This is a genomic window from Paenibacillus sp. FSL R10-2748 (genome assembly GCF_038005565.1).
GTDB lineage: Bacteria > Bacillota > Bacilli > Paenibacillales > Paenibacillaceae > Paenibacillus > Paenibacillus polymyxa_B.
Map to the genome: position 1 here is coordinate 201,786 of NZ_JBBOTK010000005.1, position 25,947 is coordinate 227,732.

Sequence of the window (25,947 nt, forward strand, 5' to 3'; positions counted from 1 at the left end):
CTTTATAAGTTATCCGTACTATACAAGCTATGAGGACAGGAATTAAAGATATGCCCGAAACGCCAGAAAAAGTTCAATCAGGGAATGTGTATAAAAACACGAAAAAGACTGAACGAAAAGGATTCGCTCAGTCATTCACAGGGTTATACACAGGTTTTGCACATGTTGTACGCATTTTATCCACTATACGCCACTACTTGTCCACAAAATAAGCATTGGTTATGCACAAATTGTGCACAAACTGTAGACAATATAGCGATTAAGCTCATTTTGCACACAGATTGTCCACAAAATATCAACAGATTGGTATTAACCGTGGATAAGTTGTCTTATTTAGCGATCTCCGCGTTGTAAACGACGGCGTGGATGTGTGATTTTACCCTTTTTATCCTCATCGTCCTCTTTGGGGATAAGTCGTTCATCAGTACGTCCTTCATGATGATTATCAAAGGCGTATTCGGTCATTTTCCACTCGGAAGTACCCAGAACAACATCAGCGGGAAAATGCTGACCTCTGTGCAAATGCTGCTCATGTCCATCCTCATCAATATAAACACCATCCACTTCTACCTTTTCTCCTGTTAGTGGGAGCAAATCCTTCCCTTTGTGTTCCATAGGTATCCCCTCCGTCTGACTTTATTCTTCGTTAATTTGTCCGGACGGAAGGTCTTTTATCCACAAGCTGATGCAAAATATCCTCGGCAATCTGGTCTGCGGGATGAGGTTTACGAAGCAGCTCAATCGCCTGCATCATCTCTTCGGCAAGAGAGGGGGTGGAAATCAGGTCGAGACAATGCTGAATCAGCTCCTCCGTAGTGCGAGCAATACGGGCAGCTCCTTTTTGCTGCAAATACAGAGCATTATTTAGCTCCTGACCGGGTACGGGCTTGAACACAAGAATAGGTAAACCGGATGCAATGCTTTCCGAGAGTGTGATGCCGCCGGGCTTCGTAATCACCAGATTGCTCGCACGCATAAGTGCTGGGACAAAGTCCACGAATCCATAGGTGTAAATGTTTGGGTGGTCTGCATACAGCGCATCCACTTCTGCTTTCAGTTGCTGGTTACGTCCGCAGACGATCAGTAGCCGCAACTGAGGAAGCTGGCTTAATTGCCGACAGATATCCAGTATGCCGGATAGCACACCATAGGCGCCAGCCATAATGAGTAGCGTAGTAGTCTCAGACTGTAGTGATGGAATTACCTGTTCCTGAACAGGAATTTCGTCGGCAGACATGTTATAAAAAGAAGCGTGAATCGGAATACCCGTAGCGATAATGCGTTCAATAGGTATTCCCCGCTGGGCGGCTTCCTGCTGGATATCCTCAGTGGCTACATAGTAGCGGTCAATATCGGGATGCAGCCAGCGCCCATGCAGATCGAAATCTGTAACCACGTTGACAATAGGCAAACTCATTCCCATTTTGCGGCGTAACGCCGGGAGCGCGAGCTGCGGGAACGTATGTATCACGAGATCCGGCAACTCCTTTTTCAGAGTGAGCGTAAGTTGACGCATTCCGAATGAATGCAACACATGGCCGAAGGCAGATTTAGCCTGCATACCGCGCGTGATGTTATAGACCCAGCCGTAAAGCTGAGGAATGGTTTTGAAGCTTTGCATATATACAAATTTGGTCAGACCGTTCAACCAGGGATGAGATTCAGCCATCAGGTCGAGAAGTTGTACCTCGCAGCGTCCGAGTCTTCGTAAACTGTCCATAATTGCCCGAGCGGCCTGCACATGGCCTTCCCCGTAACTGGCGTATAATATTAGAATTTTTGGTGCTGAGACTTCCATGATTGTTTAGCCCCCTATATTCAATAAGCACATGAAGCTCATATCAGGAACGTTCTAAGTTGAGGGAGGATACGGCTGGCAAAACGTAGCGCTCCAGCAGTGTTCGCGGATTTTTCCAGCGGCTCACCTTGCTGTCTGCTGTAAATACCGCGACTGCGTTCGCTTCTGGCACAAGATAAATTTGCTGTCCTCCATGTCCGTGCGCACACGCGTAGTTGATGCCGTGGAGTCGTCCTGTCCACCATTGGAATCCGTAATCTCCGAATTCTGGATAGCCTTCAACCTGTCGCTGTGTCGCCTGATGCAGCCAATCAGCCGGAATCAATTCTTTTCCGTTCCAGCTGCCTTGATGAAGGCAGCAATCGCCGAATTTAGCCATGTCACGCGATGTCAGATATAGCCCGATGTGTCCCATGGTGTAGCCCTCTGGATCTTGTGCCCAACCACTTCTTCCAAAACCTAAGGGTTCGAACAGATGCTGGAGAGCGTACGTATAGGCGTCAATTCCACAGCATTGGGTCAGCAGCACGGACAACAGGTGCGAATCAACACTACGATATTGGAATACACCGAGTTGGTCCTCCTGTACAGGTAAACGTAGGGCAAAGGACGGCCAGCTTTTGCTGCGATGAAAACGGTGGATAAAAGCTTCTCCGAGCTTTTTGCCCGTCTGCCAATACAAGCCGGATGTCATGGTCAACAGATGGCGAATCGTAATCTGCTCTAGCAGTGTTTCCTTCCGCCTAGGTAAATACTCAGACAACAGCTTATGCACAGCCGTCTCTGGCCCGGGCATATCACCGCGAGCCATAGCTATGCCGATGAGCGTGGAAGTAAAGCTTTTGGTTGCGGATCGCAAATCGTTCAGAGAGCTTACTTCATGCCCATTATAATAGCGTTCCCAGATCAGTTTGCCGTGGTGCAGCAGCAGGAAGCTGTGCATTTTAGGAAACTTGGCTTGGATTTCACGGTCTGCCTGATCAAGTAGGGAGACATTGATGCCCTCCTCTTCACAAGTTCCTATGTTCAGGGCAGACATACGGGCAACAGGTGCAGTGAACAGCGGAGCATAGCGGCGCATCCTTTTCCCTCCTTGTTATGTTTATTTATTTTACCCCAAACACATACACTCCAAAAACCGATAAATAAGGTATACCTCCTGTGCAACAGCTGATTGAGTACCCCAAATGACATGATGCGTAAAAGATAGGTAAAATCAATGTAAATTTACTGGAAAGCTGAAAGCTGTATCTGAATATGTTATAATGGGGTAGTGATTCAGCCAAAAGAAAATCGGTTAATAATAGTGTCAGGTACATGCCTTGTATAAGGTGTTCCCGACCTAAGCTGCAATTAGACATACTACTTCACTGCATAAGGACATCAATACTTTTCGGCATTCTCTTCAACGGAGCACTTATTTTCAACGTTTTGGGAGGGAGTTACATGGCAACGAAAGGTCACAATGAAGTTAAGGAAAGTCTGCGGGAAATGACTCGAATTTTCCGGCCTAAGGATCCCAAAAAATTTGTAAAGGAATATGTGCGAAAATACCGGATTACAGGAGGGTATGAGGAAGAGTTGACCATGGTGGTGGAAAACGAACTCGGTCGCATAAATTCTTCAGTATCTTAAAGGGTTCGATTACCCGAAAAACTAGAAATACGACTTTTATAAACCGTCTATCCACAGAGGAGACGGTTTTTTTGTGTCCGCCGTGCATACAATGGGATAGGTTTAGTGAATTTGTATGCTCAAAGGAGGCGGATTCCAATAGAGATAGCGATACGAACACCGGAGGAAATCGGCTACATGAGGGAGGCCGGACGTATTTTGGCAGATTGCCATCGTGCGCTGGAAAGTCGTATTCTTCCGGGAATTACAACGCTTGAAATCGATGCTTGGGTGGAGCAGTTTTTAAGCAAGCGTGGAGCCACGCCTGAACAAAAGGGCTATAAAGGTTTCCCTTATGCCACCTGTGCTTCGGTCAACGAGGTGGTATGTCACGGTTTTCCCTCGGAGCGGGTGCTTCATGATGGGGATATTGTGACCATCGACATTGTGGTTAACAAAGATGGTTGGCTGGCTGACCGAGGATGGACTTATGCGGTAGGTAACATTAGCCGCCCGGTAGCACGACTGTTGCGGCAGACCCATAAGGCATTGGTACGGGGTATCGAGGTTGCCCGCCCGGGGAGGACGTTGGGGGATATCGGGCATGCTGTGGAAAAAACAGCAGGCTGGCGGCGGTTCGGCAACGTCAAGCCTCTGATCGGGCATGGCATTGGCCGCCAAATGCATGAGCCGCCAGAGGTTCTGCACTACGGTCGTCCCAAAACGGGATTACCACTGCGCGAAGGGATGGTGATTACCATTGAGCCGGTATTTACCCTCGGAACCGAGGGGGCCGTGCTCTGGGGGGACGATGGCTGGACCATCAGCACAGCAGATGGCAGTTGGGGGGCTCAATACGAGCACACGATTGCGATTACAAAGAACGGCCCTTATATTTTGACCTCATAAAAGAGAGTTGTGCCATAGGGAGTCAATGTGCGGGGCGTTTGCATAAGGCTCTCTAGGTAAGTTTTTTCAGGATGACACATTCATCGTGGTTGTAGAGATTTTTCGGTAAAGCAACAGATAAATACCCAGCTCGACAGGGGAGGAAACAGCCATCACAATTCCCGCCACTTTGCCGTCCAGTCCTGAAAAAAAGCAGATACACAGAATAAGCGCGAGAATCGCAAAGCTTACAGAAAACAGCCTGCCGATAAAGATAGGTTTGGTATTGCCGATCAATATCGAACGCCCAATAAAATATTCCACCCAAGGATAAAATGCGACATAGACAGCCAGTATGCGAAGCAATCCTCTGGTTTCTAGCAACAATTCTCCTTCCAATCCCAATACATTCCGTAACACAGGATCGCCAGCAAATCCGAAGGAGAGTAACAGTAGTAGCAGCGGCGACAGGATAGACAAAAAGCTCAAAAATATCAGCACTTCCCTGCGCTTGGACGTATAAAATTGAATCACAATTTGATGCAAAGAGCTGCAAAACCAGACCAATAGATTTAGGATTTGCAGTGCTACAGAAAAGGATGCCACGGCCAAAAGTGGATCAGTTGTATTGTTCAGCGCAGCTTGGATGGAAGGATTCAGGATAACCAGCACCAGCGCCGAATATAGCAAAGGAAGATAAAAAGGTAGGAGATGCTTCGCGTGATGGATGGTTTGCTCCGCGTTGTCAGGAGGCAGCTTTCTTTTGAGAACCCGGCCTTCTAAAAAAGTAACGACCAGCTCTATGAGAATACCTGCAATAAAAATGGCGGCACCGACTCGTCCGTCATTCGTCCAGCCAGCACGGATCAAAAACCAGGAAGCAATTAGCATCACGATAATACGTATGGACGAGCTGAATGTCATCCATGCCGTTCGGTGCTTGTTAATAATAAGTCCCTGATATATGTTACGGACAGCTACCAATATGTATAGTAAAGTAAGAACCTGAAATACGTTCTTGGTGGGTTCGATCAATACTGGGGACACACCAAATACATATTGAAAGACCAGATTGCCTACGGGCGTCAACCCGATGCTCCAGCCTATGATCAATACAGCCACAGCGACGAACGTACATAAAATACCGATAGAATGAACGGACTTGCGATCATAACCGAATTTCGTGGTCATTTGCCGTACAGCGGTTAACGGAGTTTCCAACAGTAGGCACAGGCTGACGGCGACCGCATAGCTGCTTAATGTAAACGAAGGATGTTCCGAACGAGCAAGCACGGCATTGACGATGACATGCGTTAGTGCAGCAATTAATGACGAAATGCCAAGCGGCACATAAAATGAAACAATTTTATTCAAGTAGAATCCCCCAGTAAACGAGTAGTGTAGTGAACGGGTTATCCTATCCAACTTCACTAAACAATGAATATTCCTATTATAGATCAAGATTTGGATCGTCGATATAATAGAGTGCATAATATTGGAAACTAGGAGTGGAACTTACATGAACATCAGGGAAGCAACGATATCAGATGCCGAGGGCATCGCCAAGGTGCACGTAAATTGCTGGAGGACGACGTACAAAGATGTAATGCCTGCCCAGGTTCTGGAACAGCTTTCCTATGAGCAAAGAACAGAACTGTGGAATGCGAATCTATCCAGTGAAGACGGCCATCGGGTATACGTTGCTGAAAATGAGAAGGGGGAAATCATCGGATTTGTGAGTGGGGGTCCAGAAAAGTCAGGTGAATATCCCCCGTATGGGGGAGAAATAACGGCTATTTACGTTTTGAGTGAATACCATAGTTTAGGCTTGGGGAAGAGACTATTTTTACGTCTGCTTCAACATTTTAATAGTATGGATATTCACTCTGTAATCGTATGGGTGCTAGCAGATAATCCAGCATGTACTTTTTATGAAAGGCTGGGGGCCAAACTTATAGTAGAACAACATATTATAAATATGAGTGGCAAAAACCTGAACATGTTGGCTTACGGTTGGATACTATTCGGATAGAATACGCTTTTGTCCTTCCAAAGCACGAATCGGTGCAATATTTTGCGTAAATTCCAACGTTCCCAGATAGCGGCCCTCTGCATCACGGATGGCAAAATAACGGATGTAGACAAATTTGTCCTTGATTGGAATCCAAAAATCTTCAGCATCCTTGCGGCCTGCTTTAAAATCTTCCAGCAGCTTCTCAACGACGTGCACGCTTTGGGGCGGATGGCAATTCTGTACGGTACGACCAATGACGGCTTTCGTGCGCGCGAAGATTCGTTCCTTACCATGGGAAAAATAGCGAACAACATCATTTTCATCGATAAAAGTCAGGTCAACGGGTAGATGATTCAACAGTAGTTCCAATTGTTGTACGGATACAATCCCCGTCTCGAATCTCACGAAGCCTTGCGGTGTTCCGGATGTGCCTTCCGTTTGCTCAAGGGCTTCTACGGGTTCCTCTGCCCGTTCAGGTATCCATTCACGTTCGGGAGCGGTCAGGCAGAACCCGATTTCCTCGCTTTCACGGGCTATTTTCAGCCACTCATCCTCTGTCAGCTTACTGAGTGCCATCGGCAGCAAAATATTCTCTTCCTTGAATATCATTTCATTCACTTCGCTCATGATATGGGCAAGTGCCTTCCCAATCTGTTCACGATCTCCGTTATATTCGGTGAGCAGACTCTTTGCCTCCTTAATCGCAGCACGAATGCTGTCGTCCACACCCCACATGACTTTGGTTGGGCCAAAAATTCCATAGCGTTCTAGATAAGGAAAGACCAGATTTTCTTTGCGGCTATAGTGCTTGTCGAGATCGAGCAGCAGACTTAAATCTTCCAGTAGCTTGTAGATGATTTTGGGGCTGTCGTCCTTTTGAAATTGGTCCGCGTGCAATGACAACTTGAAGTTGACCAATTGTTCGATCTCCCGATTTTCCAGCTTGAAGGTATGAACGGGATGTCCCGGTTGTTCCTCTGGTCCTGAAGGACGGTGGATATCCTCAATGGAACCCTTGAATATCGATGTATGCACGGAACAAAGACGCTGCACTTCCGATACGGGAATTCCTTCCTCAGTCATCAATGCATGCTCCATAGCCGAAATTTCGGCTACGCTTACTCCGCCAACAGCCTCTGCGAAACGCGCTTTGACTTCCTCCACGCTTTTCCCGGCATGTAATTCTTTTATAATTTCCTTTAGCGTTTGTTGGCGTTCCGTTAATTCCTGTGCTGTATGTTCACGGTTGTTAATTAGCTCGCTCATGATCGTTAGCTCCTTTATTTTTGAATGGTAAAACCATGTTGCAAAAACGTGCGTTCCACGGTTTCCATAGCTACTTTTTTTAATGCAATACCTTTGGACAGTGTCATAAAACGACCTGCGGTTTGTAACATGCCAGGCTTGGCGATATCATGAAAACCCAGCTCTACCATAATGTCCTTCACTTCGGGATAACGGCTAACAAGGTTAAATATCGGCTCATCCCAGTGCAGTAGCTTATCCATTTGTTCATCCCCTTGATTGAGAACGTTTATCATTTACAGAGTAGCATAGGTCCTGGCGAGCTTTTGTGATTGTACGCACAATTTACATTCAGGTGTTGACAGTTGTAATTCATGGTTTATATACTGTGTATAAGGATATATACAGTAATAACACTGGTTACTGTAATAAAAACTTCGTATGAAGAGAGAATGAGGTCGTCATTACAGGCAGTGCAGAAGGGATCAGGATAAGAAAATGACAATCATCAAGCAGGCATGGAAGATTACCCGGCACGATTTTCGCAACAATCCATATGTCATGCTGTGGACATTGCTGTTTATTGCGTATTTGGGATTTACCATGAGTTTTGCTGTAAGTGTGCATTGGGATGAGCGTGGAAACTTGAGTCCAGTAGCCGATTTTATCATGCTGGTGCTGATTCCGTTTCTCGGATTCATTTATAACCGTCGTGCATTTAAATATCTTCAGGAAGATTCCTATACGCATATGCTAGCCTTTTTCCGCACCTTGCCTATACCGATGAATGCGGTGATTATGAGTCGAATTCAACAGGCGCTTTTGGCGTTTGTTATGAATAGTGTAATATTTTTCACTCTCTTTTTTACGTTGTCAGCTACGTTTCGGGTATATGCGAGTACAGGTTTCTTTGTATCGTTTGCACTTACCTGGATAGGCTACGGCATGCTGATTCAAGCCATTTATATTCATTTAGAATTTCTTAAAAAAGGAAAATCCTACTTTTGGATATCCATTGTCATCATGCTTATTTGTGGGATAGTTACGATTATAGTTCGAGTATGTGGGGCCAATCTGGTATCGATAACGGCATTTTATAGCAAGGAATGGCAGCTGTTGTCTCCGGTAATGTGGGGAGCGCTGCTGGCAGGAGTTCTGGGTATGTGCGTGTCCTATAGGGTGACACAGCGTAGGCTTATGAAACGGGACTTAACTTAGCGGTATGTGTACAAAGATAGATAAAAAGGGGGGAGAAGCAGGTGAATATACCAGTGCAAATTGATGAGAATAGCGCGGAACCACTGTATGCGCAGATTGAAAAGCAACTTCGTTCACTCATCGTAACCGGACAGATTGCAGCGGGAACGCTGCTTCCCTCCATTCGGGAGTTTGCAGGGACGCTCCGCTGCAGCGTCATCACCGTCCGGCGGGTCTATCAGGATTTGGAGAACGAGGGCTTGCTTCGTACCCGGCAGGGGACGGGCACCTTCGTAGCTATGGTCGAGGACGATAAGCGCTCAGGTTACCGCCTTAAAGCAGTGACTGAGGCGTTGGAAACGGCGATTGACACAGGCATCGCTGTGCAGATGACAGAACAGGAATTGTGGGAGCTTTTCGCAGAAATGGTGAAGAGAAGGTATGAAGTCCAAGTGAAGGAGTGAGGCCCGTGAAGAACGATGTAAATCATCATGTGGAAGTTCCTATGGGGATACAGATAAAAACACCCATTATTGAGATGAGCGAGGTCTATAAAACCCGGGGTAACCGGGAAATTGGACCGATTAATCTAACCATTGAACCGGGATATGTAGTCGCTTTGGCTGGACATAACGGATCGGGCAAAAGTACATTGATTCACCTGCTGACTCAGCTTATCCACCCGGATTCCGGTGAAATCCGTTGGTTCGGTCAAGCGTATCCAGACGGCATGCCAGCAGATACACGACAATGGGTTGGGTATGTGTCAGAGCAGCCAACCCGTGAGGAAGATCGACTCACAGCAGAAGCAGCAGCGGCTTTTCGAGCCTTGTGGTATCCCGGCTGGGATGAAACACGTTTTCAGCGTCTGATGGAACGATTTCAGGTTCCTCAGCATACGAAATTATCGCGTATGTCCAAGGGAGAGCGCCGTAAGTTTGAGCTGGCTGCAGCCTTGGCGCCTCACCCCCGTTTGTTGCTGCTGGATGAGCCTTCGTCGGGTTTAGACCCTTTTGCCTGGAAAATCATGCTGGAAGAACTGCGGGATTGTATGGAGAACGGCAAAACGACGGTCATTATTGCTACTCATATTATAGACGAGATTAAGCGTTTGGCGGATTATATTGTTCTGATGCATGATGGCAGGCTGCTCGGCAAGCTGGAAAAAGACCATTTGCTCGAAAATAGCAAGGAAATGTGGTTTGAAGGCACGCCAGAGGAGGCATCGGAGCTTCCGGGAGTGGTAGAGACGGAGAGCGAAGGCGGATTGCAACGAATTGTAACGTTGGCAGCCGGAGAGACCAGCGCCATATTGGAACAAGCGGGCATTCGCCCCATCCGTGTGCGGCGTTTGGAACTGGATGATATTTTAGTACATTGGTCTGCGGGACAACTATCAGAAGATGTGGAGATATATACGCAGAAAAAAGGAGCGGAGTAATCATGAGCATGCTGCAATTGAAAGAGGTCGTGAAGCAATATGGGAACCACACGGCGGTGAACGGAATTTCGCTGAATGTGAACGGCGGGGAGATTTACGGACTACTGGGAGGCAATGGAGCAGGCAAAACGACAACGATGCGCATGGTGCTCGGCCTGATTTACCCTGATGGAGGAAACATTCAATATGAGGGCAAGCCCTACAGCAAGGAGCTCCAACGGACGATGGGTTATTTGCCTGAGGAGCGAGGGTTGTACCCCAAGGTGAAGGTGAGCGAGCAAATTAACTATTTGGGCAGGCTGCGCGGCATGTCGGCCAAGGAGGCGGACAAAAGTCTACGCTACTGGCTGGAGCGCTTTGGGGTGCCGGAATATTACGACAAGCGGATTGAGGAGCTATCCAAGGGGAATCAGCAGAAAATGGGTTTTATTGCTGCTGTAGTGCATCGCCCGACGCTGCTTATTTTGGATGAGGCCTTCAGTGGGCTTGATCCGGTGAACGTTGAATTGCTTAAGGATACGGTGAAAGAGCTGCGGGATGATGGGGCTGCGATTTTATTCTCGACCCACCGCATGGAGCATGTGGAGGAACTATGCCGCCATATTACGATTTTGCATCGCTCAAATACAGTTGTGCAGGGAAGTGTGCAGGAGATTAAGGGCCGTTACCCACGTGAAAAGGTTCGTCTCATTACTACAGGTGAAGTGAACGGACTGGAGCAGCTGCCCGGCGTGCGCCGTGCAGAGCCTATGGATCGCGGCTGGATGCTGCATATTGAGCAGCCGGATGCGGCGAAGTTGATTTTACAAACGGCGTTGGAGCAAACGGATGTGGAGCATTTTGAGATCAAGGAACCTACGCTGAACGAGATTTTCATAAGAGAGGTGGGTGATTCCCATGAATAGACTGGGTACGGTGATCGGCTTTACGTTTCGTCAGAAGGCGAGAACCAAATCTTTTATCATTACAACGCTGGTACTGGCCTTGCTCATTACAATTGGTATGAATCTGCCGTATATGATTTCTTTGTTTAAAGGAGATGGGGCAGGAGGTTCGGGCACAACGGCAGCCGAGCATCATCGCTTGGGACTGATTGCTGGGAGCCGGATAGAAGTGGCGAATCAGCTGGAGCAATTTACAAAGAAGCAATCCAACCCGGCAGCCATCTGGGTGCGTTATGACAACGTACAAACGCCGGCCATGCAGCAAGCCTTGAAAAACGGGGAGCTGCAAGGTTACGTGCAGTTCACGGAGCCTGACGCCAAGGGAGACACGTTTCCTAAAGTGGAGTACGTCTCTGTAGAAAAAGAGCCATCTCCTGCTGTAATTACTTTGTTGCAGACGGGACTTCAGGAAGCTAAGGTCAAAGCCATTATGGGCGGCAATGCATTGACCAGCGATCAAATTCGTGAAATTAGCACACCTGTAATGGTGGATAGCAGGGAAGTAGACAGTCCATCTGAGGCAGGAGGAGCTGTGGGGACAGAGGAAAAAGAAACCTCTATGATTAACTATGGTTTGGTCTATGTACTGATGATTTTATTCTTCACCTCCTCCATGATGACGGGAAATATGATTGCTGCAGAGGTGACATCGGAAAAAAGCTCACGTATCATGGAGATTCTTATCACAAGCGTTTCACCGCTGACCCAGATGTTCGGAAAAATTATCGGCATCTTCCTGGTCGGCCTGCTGCAAATTGCTGTTTTTGCAGCCGTTGTATGTGCCAACCTTATGCTGCCGCATAATAATGTCATTCTTAGCTCAGCCGGGCTGGATCTGTCGCAACTGAATATCGCGGTGTTGGGTTATGGTCTGGTATTCTACATCCTCGGCTACTTTCTGTACGCAGTATTGTTCGCTGCGGTGGGCTCCATCGTTAGCCGTACCGAGGAGTTGGGACAGGCGATCATGCCGATTACCGTGCTGTCACTGGCAGCCTTTTATATCGGTATCTTCAATATCGCCGCACCTGATACGATTTTCGTAAAAGTGGCCGGGTACATCCCATTTTTCTCGCCAACCGTCATGCTGCTGCGGATTGGTCTGGAGCGGGCGAGCCTGCTGGAAATCTGGCTGTCCCTTGGTATTCTGGTCGCCTCCATTTTGTTGTTTGGTTGGCTGGCCGCCAAGATCTACCGTACGGGCGTCTTAATGTATGGCAAACGTCCTTCATTCAAAGAGTTAAGAAAAGCTATGAAGGCTTACAAGATTTAAGAAGCTGTTGTCGATGTGTGATGTGTGGTGTCATAATTAATGAGAATGTTTTCAGAATTAATGAGAATTTTTTTCATAATTAGTGAGAAATGAATATTTATGCATCAGTAAACAGTGATTGGACTAGTTTTTAGCTTCTTAGAGTGGTTTTGTGAGTAACCATTATAGCTGAGAAATGTAATTAATAAATGAAATTTTATTTAATATATGTTTTGGACAGAGTGGGGGCCTTGACTCATCAGAAGTACCGATGGATCAAGGCATTTCTACTTTAAATGGTGATGATTAATAATTTGGAGTGAACGAAATTGTAAAAGGAGAAAATTAGTGGTGTTTCTAAACAGAAGCATCAATTGGGTGAACTTCTTTCCAAGATAGCTGCCGATGATACCTTAGTTGTGACTAGAATGGAAGGTCTTGATCGAAATACTGACAGTTGTTGCAGCTGGTTGAACAACTTCGTGAAAGAAACATACATTTTATTATCTTAAACTTAGGAATTGATACAAGAACACCTACTGGTAAATTCTTTTTAACTGTTATGGCAGTATTCAGTGAGCTAGATCGAGAAATGATTAAAGAAAAGCAACGTTCGGGGATAAAATTGGCTAAGCAAAAGGGAAAATATCGAGGAAGGGTAAAAAAAAATACAGATAAACACCCAGGAATGAACCATGCAATTGAATTACGAAAAACAACAGAAAAAACTGTAAAGGAAATTTGTACTATTACAGGGGTTAGTCAGGCAGCGTTTTAAAGGAAATAGAGGAAAAAGGGGTATAATAACTGGGGATTATTTTATATGTGGCCTCTCAATCCCCGAATCGTTTCCGTACCCCTCTTAGGAACTAACTACAGGTATTGAACGAATATATTTCATATCCAGTTATCTCCTTACCATTGTTAAATATTATTTTACTATCCAAAGGAATAATATAAATGGGTATGTTGGAAAGCTGATTAACTAACCAGCCAATGACCGATCTGTATGAAAAATCCCTTCAGTTTCACTCAGTACTAGTTTCCTTTTGCTGTATTAATATTGTTTGACATGAATCCTTTTGTAATCACAGTCGCTAATAAAAAAATAAAACAAATATTTATATTAAATATAATAACTAATTTACTAAATAATGCTACACCAATACTCATACCGATAAAATTGCATAAATTATAAACACCAATACTTATTTTCTTGGATTCTTTCAGTTCCAAATCTAATAAATTATTTAAAGCAACTTGTACAACAGAAAAGGCAATGAAGCAACAAACACTTGTTAAAATGTATACTATGCCTATTTTTGAGTTAAAAATACTAATTAAATAACCTATGAAAAAAATATATAATCCTATTCTATAGAATTTTTTCACATTTTTATTAGTCATATTCTTCCCAATCCCTATACTTGCAAACCCTCCTATTAAAGCACTTATAAAAAATAGGATTCCAGACTGTATGGGATTAAAAGTATAAGAAAAAATATAAGAGAGAAGAAAAACATTTGCTCCTAGCAAAAAAAATAACAAAAAACTAAGACTAGTTATTCTAACAAAAATTATATTATTAAATATTTTTTTATCAATAATTGGGTAAGAAACGGTATTGATATGGCGAATGAATACTAGGGAAAATAAACTACAAAAAACAATAAAAAGAAAATTAATGTTCAAGGCACATAATAAAAAGAGAATACATAATAATAAATAAAACGTCCCTAACCAATCAAATGGAGTCTTATTTTCTACCTTATTTTCTGGAAAAGTAAAATATAAAATTGGTATAAAAATTATTGCACAACTCATAAATAAAAATAACATGTGCCAATCCGTTATGGATAGAATAATACCACTCAGTAAAGGTCCTAAACCTGATCCTAAAGCCATAGCAAAGCTTATAAAAGCAAGACCTATCGGTAATAATGCTCGATCAAGTACATCTATAATTGCAACCATTGTCAGTGAAATAAAGGCTGCCCCTCCGACTCCTTGTGCCATTCTAGATAATACAAGTAAATAAAAATGATCCATAAAAAAGCCCAAGATAGAGAAAAGAACAAAGATAACTAAAGCAAATAGATATAGTTTTTTTAATTGAATGCTTTCAGCAAGCTTACTGTATATTATTGAACCTACTGTAACCATAATTGAATACCCTAAGATAAACCAACTGCTAAAAGATATAGAAATATTTAAGTCTTTAGCAATTGGTACGAGAGCTAAATTAAAAAAGAAACTATTCATTACTCCGAGTAATACAGTACTTAGTAAACAAAACAATATAATCTTATTCTTCAAAGACAAACCCTCCGTTTAACTATTCCATAAAAATAAGACCTTCTTTCCTTTTGTTATAGTTCTAATAGAAATATAATTGAATTGCGGTCAGGATAATCATATTTAATTGGCAAATCTTCTTTATCAATCTCTTTAAATCCAGCCTTTTTATAGAAACCGTGTGACCTAGTGGCTTTAGATGGGGTATCTAAAATTATCTTAGAAAAACCTTGTTTCTTAGCAAAATCAAGCAGTGCTTCATAAAGCTTTTTTCCTGTCCCAAATTCTTTACCACGGTAGTCTTTATAAACAAAAAATTTCTTTAATACAGCAACCTCCTTATTTTTCTTTTGCAAACCAATTGAACCTACGACCTCTCCGATATCATTTAACGCTATCCAAAAATTACCGCCATCATTTATATAATTTGAATGAATGTCCAGAATGTCCGGTTGTTCTTTAAGACTAATACCCACTTCATATTCGACATTCTGTACATGCAATATTAATTTAATGACTTCTTCTTTATAACTATCATCGTAAACCGTAATCATTTATTAACTCCTCCAACCGTGTTTATTAAAAGAATGCTATTATATATACCTTTTATTAAGATTTCGCTGCTTTTGCTGCTCCCCAAAGTGCACCTGGATTAGCTCTATTTGGATAGAGTTCTAACATCTTATGGTAGAGCTCCTGTGCTGTTTCCGTTATTTCATTCAATCGGTTAAAATCTCGGATGTAATTTTGTGTCTCGGCGATAATTTTGGGATTATCTTCATTTTCGGGTTTCTTATGTCCAGCAACCACTGCACGTGGTTTTAGTACCTCAAGTTTGTCGAGCACAGCTATCCACTCAATTCGAGTTTCGTTAGTGGTTTCAGCCAAGTAAAGATGAATGTCGTTATAAGTTGCATCCCCTGAAACGATTAAATCAATTGATGGGACGTGTAGAGACGTTGTATCTCCAGTATCAGTAAACCCAGTATTCACCACGATAAGTTTTTGTCCTTCTAGCTCGAACTCACTTCCTTCAAGTTCCTGAGCGACGACTAGATCCTCAGGTATCTCACCAGGAAAGAGTTTATGCCAGAAAGATTCAGGAGATATTTGTTCTTGCATGGCTTTGACAGCACCTGGAGTTGCTATCGCTCTTGCATCAGGGAAACGATCTAAAAGCATCTTTATACCAAAGAAATGATCACCATGACCATGAGTGATATAGATTGTGGTTAAGTTTTTACCACTTTTGACAACCCAATCTACCAATGCTTGATTTTCTTTAATAGTAAGAAATGTATCAATGAGGACTGCGTCTTGTTCACCATAGATAAGCGTGACCGTATTTGCCACCCACTTCAGCAAATCTTGTCCTTCTGGTAAATCTCTACTGAGACCTTGACGCTTTGACACTAACACATCCCAGTTTAGGGGATTTTTTTTGATTTTAACTTTCGTAATGTCATTTCTCCTCCCTGACTATTTAGCGTTGTAAATACCTTAATTAAAAGGTACGTCCAGAATGGTTTTCACATAATATCCTTCTGTTTTCAAATTTCCTTAAGATTAACCCGGAACTAATTGTTAGTAAAATTGAAATTCGAGAAGTTATCCATTGATTTTTTTGATACTATAGAATTGAGATTAAATTGAAAGTTGGTGAACTGATGGAAATACGTCATTTTATTACATTTAAAAAAGTTATTCAATTTGGTAGCTTTACACAAGCAGCAGAACATTTAGGTTACACTCAATCCACGGTCACTTCTCATATTCAAGCACTTGAAGAACATTTGGGTGCACCTCTATTTGATCGGATGGGTCGAAAGGTAAGATTGACTGATATAGGCAAGAAATTATTGCACTATACTCAAGAAATTTTGGATACTTACGGGAAAATCGAAAGCATTGTAAATGATGGTGATGAAATAAGAGGCGAGTTAAGGATTGCTGCTCCTGAATCTTTAACGGTTTATCGACTTGAACCTATATTAAGAGAATATAGAAATAAGTTTCCCCATGTAAGCATCATTCTAAGTAACGCTACTTGCGGAGATAACAAGAGAGCAATACTTAATGGTAGTGCAGATATTGCATTTCTTATGATGCCAACGTTTCAGGATTCAGATTTAATCGTACATTCTTTATTGGACGAGCCTATTGTCCTTGTTGGAAGTCATGACAACCCGCTGAATGTTTTAGATCAAAGCTATGAAAACCAAAAGTTAAACGAGTGTTTGATCACGAATGAGAAAGAATGCAGTTATCGAACCATGTTTGAAGAATATCTTCGAGAAAGAGGAATCTTACTTTCCAACACGATGGAACTTTGGAGTATTGAGGCGATAAAACGTTGCGTAATGAGTGGGCTGGGTATTGCTTGTTTACCATTAATAACTGTAAATAATGAAATCAAGGATGGAAGGTTAAAGGTTATTCCTTGCAAAGGTGATCTTAAACAGATCTCAGCCCAAGTTGTTTATCATAAAAACAAGTGGATTTCCCCCGCTCTATCAAAGTTTATCGATATTACATTGAAACACACAAGAGACTGGTCATGAGAGGAAATTATTTGTTAAGGCAACCGGAGGCCTTAGTTACATTTTCTCCTCCATAATAGCAGCTTAAAGCATGAAAAATAGGCAAATGATTCAGACTCAAGCGACCCTCATTTTGAAATCTTAATACCTATAGCTAAACCATAAACGGTTTTTCTTGAAACGGGCGCTGTAATGGAGTAACGAAAAAAGTCTTATTTCCCAGCATTTATTGAAAAATCAGGCTTTTAATATGAGGATTTCCTGAACGTTGTAATTCCGCATTTTCCTGACGTTACCCCGTAAAGAAATATTAGAAAAGGTAAAGACGGGCACACAACTTTATTGTATCCGCACAGGGGGAAATAATTGTAGTTGACTCGCTAGTACACAACTTTATTGTTCGAAGAAAGTGGTGTCATATTAAATAAGAAAATTTTTAGATTAAACGAGAAAATTATCATAATTGATGTTCGAAGAAAATAAAGTTGTAGACTGGAGTTGCTGATTTTACGCGATTGTCCATTTCAAAGGTCGTCAGCTTTTGAGAAATATGTTTTTCGACTGATCCGACAAATGCAACAGCGGCAGATAAGGAAGCGAAAATAAAATCCTAGACTGGCCGCTGTTGTGGTCAACATTCAACATCGTGTCCCGTTAGCCAAATAACACTGCAGTTTGTAAGAGAGCGTCCAGCCGCCCTGGGTCTATGTTCTGCAGCGACGCCCCAATCTCATGCATGTGGCGCCTTGCTTCCTCCAGCTTGGCGACAAGCTGCTTCTTGCTCTCTGGCTGAGGAGGCGTATATTGTAGGTCGGGGTAGTACCAGCGAAGCTGTCACAGCCCGTAAAGTAAACCAGTGAAAAGTCCGGTTTTTGTTGGTATCGTAACCATAGTTCTGCTGTGCACTCGTTATTCTGGTTCAACGTGGTTTCCAAGGCGCAAATTGAATTACTTTCATCATATGAGAGGGCTCAAGAAAAAAGATTATTCGAAGTTTATATCTTTAATGCTTTATTTTCCAGTGAATCAGGATTATTAACAATTTTAGTGCGAGGTAATGACCCGTCTGTACTTCTGAAAAAACTGTTAGCGAGGGTGCACCTTCAGTGATTCCGACCTGGATCAGTTCTGGTTACCTGACTTGCGGAAACAGAATCTTTTTCAACACAACATAGGTATGCTCGTTTTGCTTAATGTTGTGTTATGGCGACTTTTGTTGTTATCAAAAAATCCCTTTGGCCACAAGCAAATGAATTTCATCACTTTGTAGTTCAAGGGGGACAGCGTATGGTTCGTCTAGTTTATCTATTCATTCGATTGGCAACCCTCTATATCTCCAAAGCGTAGGCAAGCGCTTGAGCTTGGGTCATCTCTTTCCCTTTGTTCCACCATCTATACCATTCCTGTTCCTGCAAACCCTGCTGAATGGCGCTTACACTCTTACGATGTTCGTCAGGAAAATTGGGTATGCTACCCTCATCATAGGCTTGACGACCTTTCTCGGCTGCTCCAAGAAGGATCGCTGCATCGGTCAGCGCTCCCTGAGCGCATAAGGTAATCCCTAACCCCTCAATTCCTCGGGAGAGAACCCAGGACCCTCGATATATTTGGCTTGCGGCAATGCATTTCTTGAAATATTCGATTGATTGATCCAGCTTCCCGAGTTTCAAAGCGGTATACCCAAGACATTCATAGGGACCGGACACTTCCCACTGATCCTGTACCGTTTCAAAGAGATGTACACTTTCTCTCAGCAATACGGAAGCATCATTGTATCGGTGCTGTTCCAGCTGTATTTTGCCGTATGCATGCAGAGAAGAGGCAAGATTCCATGAGTCATGAGCGCTTCTCGCCAAGTCTGCACTCTGCTGTACAACCGTTTCCGCTTCCTCGATACAATTCTGCTTAATGTGGAGAAAAGCGAGCAAACGCAGGGATGAGGCTAACAGGGAAATCTCTTGTTGTTCACGGGCAATTTCCACACTTCGTGTCGCTGCTTCCATAGCTGTTTTTGTATGGCCCTGTATAAATTGAATAATACTCAATCCATGCCACGCTTTGGCTGAATCCGTACGAAAGGCATGGCTTTCTTCTTCCGTGTACAGAAATCTCTCCAACCAAAACAACCCATCTTTCAACCTGCCTTCGTGAAGCCAGAACCAATACAGATGCGCCGCCATATGAAGACCACTAGGACGGACCTGAACACTTGAATAAGACCATTGAAGTGCAGAACGCAGATTGGCATATTCCCGTCTTACCGCCTCGATGCAGGACTCACGTTCAATGCTCCGAAATTGGGATTCAGCCTGTAGAAGGTACTTCATGTAATACCTCACATGACGCTCATAGAGAGCATCTCGCTTGCGATCATCGGATTCTTCACGGAACTTGTCACTCGCATATTCCTTGATGGCCTCCAGCAGAAAATAGCGAATGGAGCCATAGTGCGAGCTGATTTGTGTGGAGACTAGAGACTTGTTAACTAGGCTCGACAAGAGATCAACCACGTCTACCACAGTTATGCGGTCTTCCCGATCGGGTATGTCTGGTTCACAGATGCAGATTCCTTCCACCGCCTCCAGTGTGAAACCTCCTTCGAATACACTAAGCCGTCTTAATAAAAGACGTTCCCTGCCCGTAAGTAGATTATAGCTCCAGTCAATTGTTGAACGTAACGTTTGGTGCCGGGGCGTGGCTGTTCGTTTGCCTACGGTCAGCAGGGTCAGCTGATTCGTCAGACGTTCTTCAATCTGTTCCAGGGTCAGCATATTCATTCGTGCCACAGCAAGCTCAATCGCTAACGGGATGCCCCCAATTTTCTTGCATATCGAAGCAATCCGTTTCAGATGGGGAAGGGAGACCGCAAAATGGGGAGCCTGAATGCTGGCTCGTTCCAGGAACAGTTGTACGGATTCATAGTTTATCAATTCCGTTTCGGAAAGTTCATCCAGTGTGACTTCATCCACGGGAAAAGAAAGCGGAGGGATTCGGTAAACATACTCTTCTGCAATGTTAAGTGGCTCTCGACTGGTCGCCAAAATGGATAACTCTGGTGCCTCTGCCAGAAGAGACTCGGCCACCGTGGCGATGACATCAATGAGATGCTCACAATTATCGAAAATAAATAGCATATTACGGTTGATTGCCGTTTCCAGTACAACTTGTACATCGGGCTGGCTCCCTTGGTTTGACAGCCCCAGCGTGGATAAAAGAAACGGACCCACGTCATGCGCTTCACTGATTGCACCAAATTCAAACATCCAGATGCCTTGCGGAAAACGTTCCGTAAGCGTCGAAGCCAGTTCGACAGCAAGGGACGTTTTGCCGATTCCACCAGATCCAATGATGGAAACTAGCGCGTGGTGAGTTAACTGCTCCGCCAAGGCATCTCTGGATTGATGTCGTCCAACAAAGGTGGATGGCATCTTCCGTAATCGGGCTGGTGCCGTGACCGCGGTACCTCGCTTTTCTTTGCCTGTCTCCGGCTGTATAGCTTTGGTTGTCATCAGCGTATCAAACCAGGCCTTATCAAAATCCTCAAACTCGCGTCTCGTGGCTGAACGCGCTTCCGATAAACGCTTTACAGCCATCCAAAGCTGTTCAGCTTCCTGGCGAGGATCTCCCTTCAGAAACAACCCTTCTTCCCAAAAAACCTGAATAATCTGCTTGAGGTTTCCGATGCTGGGTAGACGATCTCCACTTTCCCATTGCTGTACCGTCCTTGGATCAACACCAACCCGCTTCGCCAGATCCACTTGCCGCATCTTTTTTGACGTCTCTCGTCTGGAAGGTCTCGTACGAATTTTTTTGATCCATTCATGGGGCCAATCTTTTGCGTATTTACTGTCATCCATTCAATCACCTGAATTTCATAGTTTGAGCAACTTGAACACACGAACAAACACGAACTTATGTACATTCGTGCTCTGGATTGTAGCAGATAAAATAATCCATATCAACATAAACAAAACAAGGAGGTAACACTGATGCCTTTAACTCGCATTGTTACACTGAAGGGTCGTCCGAGTAAAGAGAAAACGCAGATCGGGGAAGTTGTCTTGCAAACTGTCGTGGATAAACTGCATGTACCTGCAAACGATCGGTTTTTGATTATTGAAGAACTGGATCGCGAAAATTTGAGTTTTGATCCAACGTGTCTCGACATTGAAAGAAGTGATGGATTTCTTATCATTCAAATCACTTTGAACATCGGTCGTTCTGATGAAGTGAAAAAAGATTTTTACGCGGCACTTGCCGAGCAGTTGCATCAGAAGATTGGTATTCGTAAAGAGGATGTATTCATCAATCTTATTGAGGTTACGAAAGAAAACTGGTCGTATGGCAATGGTCTTGGTCCATTCCTCGCCTAACTCATTACCCATTATAAATTTCGTTTATATAAGAAAGGAAGTCATAACCATGTCAACATTATTATATATTACTGCTCACCCTGGTAACCCGGAAGCATCCTACAGCCTTGCTGCCGGCGAACAATTTGTACAAGCTTATCGCGAAAGCCACCCACAGGATGAGGTTATTCATGTGGATCTGTATCGACGCAACATTCCGTACATTGATGCTGACGTATTGGAAGCGTGGGGCAAGCTGCAAACGGGCGGTACGTTCAATCAACTGACAGTGGAACAGCAGCAAAAAGTAACTCAGTTAAATGAACTTCTGGAGGAGTTCGTGACCGCAGACAAATATGTGTTCGTGACACCGATGTGGAATTTCTCATATCCTCCGGTGATGAAAGCATACATTGATTCCTTCTGTGTCAGAGCTAAAACATTCAAATACACCGAAAACGGCCCGGTCGGCCTGCTCAAAAACAAAAAAGCGTTCCACATCCAAGCTAGTGGCGGCGTGTACTCCGCAGGTCCTGTCGCTGATCGGGAGAACGGCAGCCGTCACCTGAAAACCGTACTGAATTTTGTGGGAATTACTGACGTGGATCATCTATACATCGAGGGTATATCTTCAGCAGGAGAGCGTGCGCCTCAGATCAAAGCCGAAGCCATTGGACAAGCACGTACAGCAGCGCAAAACTTCTAAGCAATGATGAAGCATGTATCGTAAAACATGTTTGCATACATCTCCGGCTCACGTTTGTCATTCAAAATCTGTTCGGTACGTCTCCGCAGCTATTCAGCATACTGTTTGCCCTGAACGGACTGGGACTAATCATTCCAGGTCAGATTACAGGGCGACTGTCAGTGAGCATTAGCGGGCAAACTCTGTTTATAAGCGGAATTACGCTGGCAGCTGTGAGCGGTTTAATCTTATTCATTGTGCTGATCAGTGGTGGGGGATTGTATGCCGTTTGCATACCTCTATTTTTCACCGTTTCCAGCGTCGGTATCGTAACCACAACCGGTTCCTCCCTTGCGATGCAAAACTATGTACAAGCGGCACCTTTGACCGGCCTCGGTGGGGGTAAATCGGCCATACCCATGGGCCTAATTATTGTGTTATCTAACATGTTTGCAGTTGCGTGTTATATGATCTTCACCCGCAGAAAACCCGGCAACAATCAATGAATTCAAGGAGGAAGCATAATGAAGGTGACCTATCATGGACATTCTGTTGTAAAAATTGAGACCCTCGGGAAAATCATTCTGATCGATCCGTTTATTACAGGGAACGCCAATACGGACCTGGATGCATCCACGGTAAAGACGGATGTGATTCTGTTAACCCATGGGCACGGCGATCATGTGGGAGATACCGTAGAGATTGCCAAACGTAACAACGCGCTGGTTATTGCTTCGGCAGAACTGGCGGACCTGCTCGGATGGGAAGGCGTACGTACACATGCAATGAGCATCGGCGGAGCGTATACATTTGACTTTGGGAAAGTAAAATTGACACAAGCTTTTCATAGTTCAAGTCATGTATACAAAGAAACAAAAACAATTATCTATACGGGGATGCCCACGGGAATACTGTTTTCCGCCGAAGGCAAAACGCTGTTTCATGCCGGGGACACAGGCCTGTTTTACGATATGAAGGTGATTGGAGAACGCAATGCAATTGACCTGGCTTTTCTACCCATCGGGGACAATCACACTATGGGTCCAGAAGACGCCGCAGTGGCTACAGAATGGCTTCAGGCCAAACAGGTTGTACCGATCCATTTCGACACGTTTCCGTTCATTAAGCAAGACCCCCATTTCTTTGTTTCGTTACTGCCGACCGGGGTAGGGGTAGTTCTTGAAGCTGGTGAGGGAATTGAACTTTAACGCTGATCATTTTGACTTTATCACGAAATAATCGGCCGAAAACAAGAAAACAAAGAAGTCCATCTTATACGATTATCAAGAGATATTTTTGAATAGCCCAGTAAGGTAGGGGGGGGATTTCAATTATCCGCTCTTTCGAACAGATTGAAGACGCGTTGCGTCATAGCACACAGCAGGATGAATATATATTGGATGGTACGCTGGTGATTGAGGAGTATATAGACGACGGGGAAGAATACAGCGTTGAGGTGCTGACGACTAATGGAAGGCACGAAGTGCTTGCAATCACAACCAAAGAGGTGGTAATGCCTTATTTCATAGAGGCTGGTCACCTGTTACCCGCACCTTTGAAAATGGAAGATCGAGAGGCTATTCAAGAAACGGTATGCAGTTTACTCACTTCCATTGGACATCTTGAAGGCCCCTCACATACAGAAATCAAGCTACGGCGAGGCATACCGTACATTATCGAGTCTCACACACGATACGGTGGCAATCAAATTTGGGATATGGTTCGGCTAACCACAGGCGTCAACATGCAGCGTGCTACCGTGTGTCATTTGCTCGACATTCCTTATGTGAAAGAGAAGGTGAAATATCCGTTCTGCTGCATAAAATTGTTGCTGCCACAAGTGGAAGGAAAGGTCGTCATTATGAGCGTCAATGGAGTAAACGAGGCGGAGCATATGGATGGAATCCATCGAATCAGTTTAGATGTAGGAGAACACTCGGAGCTCGTCCCGGCGACTAGCAACAAAAACTATATAGGATATTTTTTGGGAGGGGGGAGTACCCCCAAAGAAGCAGCGGCATCGGTAGAGCATGCGCTTTCATTAATCCGAATTGAAACAGCCTCCATCCAGCAGGTTCAATCTATCTGAGCACAACTTGCACGAGACTGTTCATTTGTATCGGGTCTGCCCAAGGGCAGACTCTTTTTTTATACAAGAAAAAGTCCATCTTATAATCGTCAGCTTGGTTTTTTTTGTGAAAATATGGTCCAAAGGTCCTTTGTTCTGAACCAATTAATAAAAATATATAAAAAAGATGGAGAATTCCTTATCAAAGATATTGGATTTTGGTACTCAATTTTATTGTTTATCGCACAAATTTTAGTTGACTCGCTAGTACACAACTTTATCGTCCGAAGAGAGGTGTCATATTTAATGAAAAAATTTTCAGATTAAACGAGAAAAATCATCATAATTGACAAAGAAGAAGTTATACAAATTATTGATTGTATAAATACTCATTTTTAGAGTTGTGGATATTCTCATGAAATATGAAAATTAGGGCAGATCTAATAACTTCGAGTCAATGAGTTCTCATTAATTATGAAAATGATCCTCAAATAATGCATGTATTCTGCTGTTGTTTTATCATTAATTATGACACCACACATGTGAGTAACTATTAGAAGAGGAATTACTGAATAAAAATTATCTGCAATTATAATTAAGATTAATTGTAGTATGCACCGAGTCTAAACGGGAGAAATAGTTTGTTTAATAATTACTAGTTTGTAAGATGTCATACTTGCTGGAAACATGTGATGGTATTTTCCTTGAATTTATTGGATCGCTAAAGCAGCCTCCTTTTGTTTCCGAATATTTCATAGCTCTCTATGCTGTAATCAAAACCATGCGCAGTCATTTGCGCGTGGTTTTTTACGTAAAAACATTTACAATATACATTTGATTGTTTTCCCCTGAATGATTAATATAATGGACAATGTCATAAACCTGCCGTATTAAAAATAGAGATGAGGATTGCTATGAATAAAGCAAAGATTCTTATTATTGAAGATGATGCCCCGATTGCCGACTTGCTTTCGTACGGGCTTTCTATGGAGGGGTTCCAGACACGCACAGCGGCCAGCGGAGCAGCGGGAATGCATGAGTTGCAGTCGTTTCAGCCCGATTTGCTGCTGCTGGATTGGATGCTGCCTGACCAGAGCGGTCTAGATATTTGCAAAAAGGTGACTATGGACTATAACATACCGATTTGCATGATTACGGCCAAATCGGATATTACCGATAAGATTCTCGGCCTTGAATTCGGTGCCGATGATTATATTACCAAGCCTTTTGATCTGCGCGAAGTTGTTGCACGCATTCGAACCATTTTGCGCAGAGTGGAGCAGGCGAGCAGCCCGGACAGGGAAGAAGCCGCGAAAGCCGTCATTAGGTTTGAAAATATTGAAGTGATCGAAGAAGAACGGCTTGTCCAAAAAGAGGGCCGTCCCGTTGAATTGACCCCCAAGGAATTTGACCTGCTTATGATGCTGGTTAAACATCCGGGCAGAAACTTTACACGTTCCGAACTGCTTGATCTGGTATGGGGTTATCATTTTGCCGGAGATACCCGTACGGTTGATACGCATATCCAAAGACTCCGCAAAAAGCTGGATGCCACTGGATACATTACTACCGTCTTCGGAATCGGGTACAAATTTAAAAAAATGGGTGGATAAG

General features: G+C 43.8%; 25 protein-coding genes and 1 pseudogene. 16 read left to right on the forward strand and 10 right to left on the reverse strand.

Annotated features, from left to right (window positions below):
• Window positions 1-333: 333 nt before the first annotated feature.
• From NSS66_RS17025 to NSS66_RS17035, 3 genes are read right to left on the reverse strand one after another with little or no spacing between them, the layout of a single operon-like run.
• Window positions 334-615, reverse strand: coding sequence for a hypothetical protein (locus NSS66_RS17025; RefSeq protein ID WP_023986830.1), 282 nt, complete (start codon window positions 613-615; stop codon window positions 334-336).
• A gap of 31 nt (window positions 616-646) precedes the next feature.
• Window positions 647-1,798 carry an MGDG synthase family glycosyltransferase gene (locus NSS66_RS17030; RefSeq protein ID WP_028541123.1) on the reverse strand — a complete coding sequence of 384 codons (1,152 nt, stop codon included), beginning with the start codon at window positions 1,796-1,798 and terminating at the stop codon, window positions 647-649.
• A 43-nt stretch (window positions 1,799-1,841) separates the two neighbouring features.
• Window positions 1,842-2,879: a serine hydrolase domain-containing protein gene (locus NSS66_RS17035; RefSeq protein WP_340959428.1), complete on the reverse strand. Its 1,038-nt coding sequence runs from the start codon at window positions 2,877-2,879 to the stop codon at window positions 1,842-1,844.
• Between the two features lie 365 nt (window positions 2,880-3,244).
• On the opposite strand from NSS66_RS17035, the gene NSS66_RS17040 reads away from it, so the two are divergent.
• A complete protein-coding gene (locus NSS66_RS17040) occupies window positions 3,245-3,433 on the forward strand; it encodes a hypothetical protein (RefSeq protein ID WP_007428354.1) in 189 nt (62 codons plus the stop codon).
• A 105-nt stretch (window positions 3,434-3,538) separates the two neighbouring features.
• Entirely contained in the window at window positions 3,539-4,321 is a 783-nt protein-coding gene (map, locus tag NSS66_RS17045) for a type I methionyl aminopeptidase (RefSeq protein WP_080751590.1), read from the forward strand.
• 66 nt (window positions 4,322-4,387) lie between these two features.
• Here map and NSS66_RS17050 read toward each other — a convergent pair whose 3' ends face one another.
• Window positions 4,388-5,674, reverse strand: a complete 1,287-nt coding sequence (locus NSS66_RS17050; protein WP_028541121.1) for a hypothetical protein — start codon at window positions 5,672-5,674, stop codon at window positions 4,388-4,390.
• Between the two features lie 145 nt (window positions 5,675-5,819).
• Here NSS66_RS17050 and NSS66_RS17055 point away from each other — a divergent pair, with 145 nt between their 5' ends.
• Window positions 5,820-6,332: a GNAT family N-acetyltransferase gene (locus NSS66_RS17055; RefSeq protein ID WP_279835048.1), complete on the forward strand. Its 513-nt coding sequence runs from the start codon at window positions 5,820-5,822 to the stop codon at window positions 6,330-6,332.
• On the opposite strand, the gene NSS66_RS17060 is transcribed toward NSS66_RS17055, so the two are convergent.
• Together NSS66_RS17060 and NSS66_RS17065 are read right to left on the reverse strand one after the other, a co-directional pair.
• A complete protein-coding gene (locus NSS66_RS17060; protein WP_279835047.1) occupies window positions 6,321-7,580 on the reverse strand; it encodes a DUF438 domain-containing protein in 1,260 nt (419 codons plus the stop codon). The genes NSS66_RS17055 and NSS66_RS17060 overlap by 12 nt on opposite strands.
• A 14-nt stretch (window positions 7,581-7,594) precedes the next feature.
• Window positions 7,595-7,822: a DUF1858 domain-containing protein gene (locus NSS66_RS17065; RefSeq protein ID WP_160788823.1), complete on the reverse strand. Its 228-nt coding sequence runs from the start codon at window positions 7,820-7,822 to the stop codon at window positions 7,595-7,597.
• 235 nt (window positions 7,823-8,057) lie between these two features.
• Between NSS66_RS17065 and NSS66_RS17070 the strand changes: the two genes are divergently transcribed.
• The 6 genes and pseudogenes from NSS66_RS17070 to NSS66_RS17095 all read left to right on the forward strand — a co-directional run.
• Window positions 8,058-8,777, forward strand: coding sequence for a hypothetical protein (locus tag NSS66_RS17070; RefSeq protein ID WP_053324551.1), 720 nt, complete (start codon window positions 8,058-8,060; stop codon window positions 8,775-8,777).
• 41 nt (window positions 8,778-8,818) lie between these two features.
• A complete protein-coding gene (locus tag NSS66_RS17075; RefSeq protein WP_068941270.1) occupies window positions 8,819-9,220 on the forward strand; it encodes a GntR family transcriptional regulator in 402 nt (133 codons plus the stop codon).
• Window positions 9,221-9,261: 41 nt separating this feature from the next.
• Window positions 9,262-10,197, forward strand: a complete 936-nt coding sequence (locus tag NSS66_RS17080; RefSeq protein WP_081376928.1) for an ATP-binding cassette domain-containing protein — start codon at window positions 9,262-9,264, stop codon at window positions 10,195-10,197.
• Window positions 10,198-10,199: 2 nt separating this feature from the next.
• On the forward strand, window positions 10,200-11,102 hold the full coding sequence (locus tag NSS66_RS17085; RefSeq protein WP_023986841.1) for an ABC transporter ATP-binding protein: 903 nt from the start codon (window positions 10,200-10,202) through the stop codon (window positions 11,100-11,102).
• On the forward strand, window positions 11,095-12,414 hold the full coding sequence (locus tag NSS66_RS17090; protein WP_071559366.1) for an ABC transporter permease: 1,320 nt from the start codon (window positions 11,095-11,097) through the stop codon (window positions 12,412-12,414). The genes NSS66_RS17085 and NSS66_RS17090 overlap by 8 nt, the downstream gene beginning before the upstream one ends.
• 292 nt (window positions 12,415-12,706) lie before the next feature.
• Window positions 12,707-13,171 (forward strand): annotated as a pseudogene (locus NSS66_RS17095) (recombinase family protein); the annotation flags it as partial.
• 260 nt (window positions 13,172-13,431) lie between these two features.
• On the opposite strand, the gene NSS66_RS17100 reads toward NSS66_RS17095, so the two are convergent.
• From NSS66_RS17100 to NSS66_RS17110, 3 genes are read right to left on the reverse strand one after another with little or no spacing between them, the layout of a single operon-like run.
• Window positions 13,432-14,709 (reverse strand): MFS transporter, encoded by a 1,278-nt coding sequence (locus tag NSS66_RS17100; RefSeq protein WP_071559365.1) that lies wholly within the window; start codon window positions 14,707-14,709, stop codon window positions 13,432-13,434.
• A 53-nt stretch (window positions 14,710-14,762) separates the two neighbouring features.
• Window positions 14,763-15,242, reverse strand: coding sequence for a GNAT family N-acetyltransferase (locus tag NSS66_RS17105; RefSeq protein ID WP_023986844.1), 480 nt, complete (start codon window positions 15,240-15,242; stop codon window positions 14,763-14,765).
• A 55-nt stretch (window positions 15,243-15,297) separates the two neighbouring features.
• Window positions 15,298-16,101 (reverse strand): MBL fold metallo-hydrolase, encoded by an 804-nt coding sequence (locus NSS66_RS17110; RefSeq protein ID WP_209940909.1) that lies wholly within the window; start codon window positions 16,099-16,101, stop codon window positions 15,298-15,300.
• Window positions 16,102-16,355: 254 nt separating this feature from the next.
• Here NSS66_RS17110 and NSS66_RS17115 point away from each other — a divergent pair, with 254 nt between their 5' ends.
• Entirely contained in the window at window positions 16,356-17,249 is an 894-nt protein-coding gene (locus tag NSS66_RS17115) for a LysR family transcriptional regulator (RefSeq protein ID WP_023986846.1), read from the forward strand.
• A gap of 1,307 nt (window positions 17,250-18,556) precedes the next feature.
• On the opposite strand, the gene NSS66_RS17120 is transcribed toward NSS66_RS17115, so the two are convergent.
• Complete coding sequence (locus NSS66_RS17120) at window positions 18,557-21,085, reverse strand: helix-turn-helix domain-containing protein (RefSeq protein ID WP_340959430.1); 2,529 nt, start codon at window positions 21,083-21,085, stop codon at window positions 18,557-18,559.
• Window positions 21,086-21,217: 132 nt separating this feature from the next.
• On the opposite strand from NSS66_RS17120, the gene NSS66_RS17125 reads away from it, so the two are divergent.
• The 6 genes from NSS66_RS17125 to NSS66_RS17150 all read left to right on the forward strand — a co-directional run bounded on the left by NSS66_RS17125 (window position 21,218) and on the right by NSS66_RS17150 (window position 25,946).
• The gene (locus NSS66_RS17125) at window positions 21,218-21,601 is read left to right on the forward strand and encodes a tautomerase family protein (RefSeq protein ID WP_023986848.1); all 384 of its coding nucleotides are present in this window, start codon (window positions 21,218-21,220) and stop codon (window positions 21,599-21,601) included.
• A gap of 49 nt (window positions 21,602-21,650) precedes the next feature.
• Window positions 21,651-22,286, forward strand: coding sequence for an FMN-dependent NADH-azoreductase (locus NSS66_RS17130; protein WP_023986849.1), 636 nt, complete (start codon window positions 21,651-21,653; stop codon window positions 22,284-22,286).
• A gap of 161 nt (window positions 22,287-22,447) precedes the next feature.
• A complete protein-coding gene (locus NSS66_RS17135; protein WP_340959431.1) occupies window positions 22,448-22,771 on the forward strand; it encodes a hypothetical protein in 324 nt (107 codons plus the stop codon).
• An 18-nt stretch (window positions 22,772-22,789) separates the two neighbouring features.
• Window positions 22,790-23,473: a metal-dependent hydrolase gene (locus tag NSS66_RS17140; protein WP_053324557.1), complete on the forward strand. Its 684-nt coding sequence runs from the start codon at window positions 22,790-22,792 to the stop codon at window positions 23,471-23,473.
• Between the two features lie 143 nt (window positions 23,474-23,616).
• On the forward strand, window positions 23,617-24,354 hold the full coding sequence (locus NSS66_RS17145) for an ATP-grasp domain-containing protein (RefSeq protein WP_279835093.1): 738 nt from the start codon (window positions 23,617-23,619) through the stop codon (window positions 24,352-24,354).
• An 893-nt stretch (window positions 24,355-25,247) separates the two neighbouring features.
• Window positions 25,248-25,946: a response regulator transcription factor gene (locus NSS66_RS17150; protein WP_023986855.1), complete on the forward strand. Its 699-nt coding sequence runs from the start codon at window positions 25,248-25,250 to the stop codon at window positions 25,944-25,946.
• Window position 25,947 lies beyond the last annotated feature (1 nt).

Coding starts and splice junctions, on each gene's coding strand:
- NSS66_RS17040 (WP_007428354.1), top strand. CDS start 3,245: ATGGCAACGAAAGGTCACAATGAAGTTAAGGAAAGTCTGCGGGAAATG.
- NSS66_RS17025 (WP_023986830.1), bottom strand. CDS start 615: ATGGAACACAAAGGGAAGGATTTGCTCCCACTAACAGGAGAAAAGGTA.
- NSS66_RS17150 (WP_023986855.1), top strand. CDS start 25,248: ATGAATAAAGCAAAGATTCTTATTATTGAAGATGATGCCCCGATTGCC.
- NSS66_RS17065 (WP_160788823.1), bottom strand. CDS start 7,822: ATGGATAAGCTACTGCACTGGGATGAGCCGATATTTAACCTTGTTAGC.
- NSS66_RS17080 (WP_081376928.1), top strand. CDS start 9,262: ATGGGGATACAGATAAAAACACCCATTATTGAGATGAGCGAGGTCTAT.
- NSS66_RS17140 (WP_053324557.1), top strand. CDS start 22,790: ATGAAGGTGACCTATCATGGACATTCTGTTGTAAAAATTGAGACCCTC.
- NSS66_RS17055 (WP_279835048.1), top strand. CDS start 5,820: ATGAACATCAGGGAAGCAACGATATCAGATGCCGAGGGCATCGCCAAG.
- NSS66_RS17035 (WP_340959428.1), bottom strand. CDS start 2,879: ATGCGCCGCTATGCTCCGCTGTTCACTGCACCTGTTGCCCGTATGTCT.
- NSS66_RS17070 (WP_053324551.1), top strand. CDS start 8,058: ATGACAATCATCAAGCAGGCATGGAAGATTACCCGGCACGATTTTCGC.
- NSS66_RS17125 (WP_023986848.1), top strand. CDS start 21,218: ATGCCTTTAACTCGCATTGTTACACTGAAGGGTCGTCCGAGTAAAGAG.
- NSS66_RS17105 (WP_023986844.1), bottom strand. CDS start 15,242: ATGATTACGGTTTACGATGATAGTTATAAAGAAGAAGTCATTAAATTA.
- NSS66_RS17115 (WP_023986846.1), top strand. CDS start 16,356: ATGGAAATACGTCATTTTATTACATTTAAAAAAGTTATTCAATTTGGT.
- NSS66_RS17090 (WP_071559366.1), top strand. CDS start 11,095: ATGAATAGACTGGGTACGGTGATCGGCTTTACGTTTCGTCAGAAGGCG.
- NSS66_RS17085 (WP_023986841.1), top strand. CDS start 10,200: ATGAGCATGCTGCAATTGAAAGAGGTCGTGAAGCAATATGGGAACCAC.
- NSS66_RS17060 (WP_279835047.1), bottom strand. CDS start 7,580: ATGAGCGAGCTAATTAACAACCGTGAACATACAGCACAGGAATTAACG.
- NSS66_RS17120 (WP_340959430.1), bottom strand. CDS start 21,085: ATGGATGACAGTAAATACGCAAAAGATTGGCCCCATGAATGGATCAAA.
- NSS66_RS17030 (WP_028541123.1), bottom strand. CDS start 1,798: ATGGAAGTCTCAGCACCAAAAATTCTAATATTATACGCCAGTTACGGG.
- NSS66_RS17130 (WP_023986849.1), top strand. CDS start 21,651: ATGTCAACATTATTATATATTACTGCTCACCCTGGTAACCCGGAAGCA.